3 protein-coding genes are annotated in these 1,820 nt (G+C 69.9%); all 3 read right to left on the bottom strand.

Annotation, left to right across the window (positions count from 1 at the left end; all coding sequences use genetic code 11):
• Nucleotides 1–922 (bottom strand): hypothetical protein (locus CCN29_RS33890; RefSeq protein WP_086686294.1); only part of this gene is annotated, 922 nt, incomplete at its 3' end.
• Nucleotides 923–1,088: 166 nt separating this feature from the next.
• Complete coding sequence (locus CCN29_RS33885) at nt 1,089–1,388, bottom strand: DUF7701 domain-containing protein (protein WP_006131943.1); 300 nt, start codon at nt 1,386–1,388, stop codon at nt 1,089–1,091.
• A partial coding sequence (locus CCN29_RS33880) for a RipA family octameric membrane protein (RefSeq protein ID WP_107481770.1) occupies nt 1,385–1,820 on the bottom strand: 436 nt, incomplete at its 5' end. The genes CCN29_RS33880 and CCN29_RS33885, both read right to left, overlap by 4 nt.

Raw genomic sequence — 1,820 nt, 5'->3', positions numbered from 1 at the left:
GGGCGGGGGCGGGTGCTTGGGCCAGCCCCTGCTTGATCCGGCGCATGACGGGGTTCACCTGGCGGCGCGCCATCGCGTGGCTGCGCCCGGCAAGGGTGAGGGCCCGCACCGCAGTGGGGTCGACCCGGACGAACTCCGGTGTCCAGTCGGGGCCGAAGACGATGTATCCCTGCGTCCCGGCCACGCGCATGATGGTGTCCGGCTTCTTCAGCGGCGGGTACGCCGGCCACCGGAAGGCGGCGAGCCTCCTCGCCTCCTCGCCCTGAAGTCGGGCGGCCCGGGCGGCGAAGGCCGCGCCGGCCGCCGTCCTGAACCGGTCGTACTCGCGCTCGTCGGTGAACACCGTGACCAGCAGGCGCTCCGGCGGCAGCAACCGGACGGCCTCGGTGAACTCCCACAAGGTGCCTTCACTGGTTCCGGTGGCGAGCACCACGAGTCTCGCCTTGCGGATGGCGTCGCTCACGGTGGGCTTCCAGTTGTGCAGCGGCAGGTAGAACCGTCGCGCCCCCGACAGCGGCAGGCGTTCGTCGGGCCGCCCGACGGCCACGACCGGCCCCAGCTTGCGCCGCAGGTCGAACACCATGTGCTCTTCGAAGGTGCGGCTGTAGGGCGTGCGCAACCTGCGGATCGGAGAGGCGGCGGGAATCGGCTTGATCCCGTACAACTCGTCGTCGAGGTCGAAGGGCCGCAGGTACAGGATGTACGACTGCGGCTCCAGCGCCCCCGCGTCCTTGACCAGCCGAGTCGTGTGGCGCCTGCCGAAGCGGGACAGGCGTGTGCCGCTGAACACCGCCACGATGCCGCCGGCGAGCATCAACAAGCCGATGACGACGTCCTCGGCTTCCAAGATGCCGAACATCATCCGCGTCCGGATGCGGTTGAGTCCGCCCACAGCCACGAGGAAGCCGATGATCCGTGTCACGCATCCGGCACCACGGGCGCCGAATCCCACGCTGCGCAGCTGGCGGGGAGCCGTCACCCCGCTGCGTCCCGCGTCTCCGTCATGCCTGTCCACATGCATGACACAAGACGCTACGCACCACGCGCGTGTAACACGTAACGTTCATACGGGAATTCACCCTCCGTGGTCACCCCCGACCGCCCCCCAACCGCCGAGCCGCCTCCCGTATCGCCTCCGTGTACGGCGCGTCCGACGCCCGCGTCTCGGGGGAGAGGTCCTCGAAGGGCACGAGCGAGGCGTGCCCGTCGTCGACCGTCTGCATCCACGCGGACCACGCGTCGTGCACGTCCTCGTCCGTGACCCGCTCACCCTTCGCGCGCAGCAGCACCGCGTAGAGCCGGAACAGGTCCTCGGAGCCCTCGGGCGGCCGCGCGGCGGGCGGCAGGCAGGACCGGATGAGATCGGCGAGCGGGTCGAGGTAGGTCACCCGGACAGTGTGCCAGCCAGCAGCACCAGGTGGGCCAGGGCGAACACGAAGGGCACGATGCGCTCGGAGGTGCCGATCTCGGCGTACCGGCGGGTCCGGCGCGGCTCCGGGGTGCCGCGTAACACCGCCCACTCGTCGGTGAAGATCCGCACCGGCAGCCGCGTCTCGATCTCGTTGATGACACGGAACTTGGCGGCGTTGAGATGCCGGTACGAGCGGAGTTGAAGCCACCAGGCGAGGGAGAGGGTGACACCGCCCATGGTCACCGGCACGAAGACGTACCACGGCGGTTCGGCCCACTGGGACATGCCGAAGCCGATCACGCTGACCAGCGCCGTCTGCACGGAGAGGAAGAACGCGTTGGCCGAGCCGCGGCGCGCGGACACCCGGTCGGCCATCTCCACGGCGAGTTTGTACAGCTCCAGCACGTCC

Origin of the sequence: Streptomyces pseudogriseolus (assembly GCA_002154585.1) — a bacterium.
GTDB lineage: Bacteria > Actinomycetota > Actinomycetes > Streptomycetales > Streptomycetaceae > Streptomyces > Streptomyces pseudogriseolus.
The sequence above is the reverse complement of the archived record's forward strand: the minus strand, read 5'-3'. Positions and strand labels throughout refer to the sequence as shown.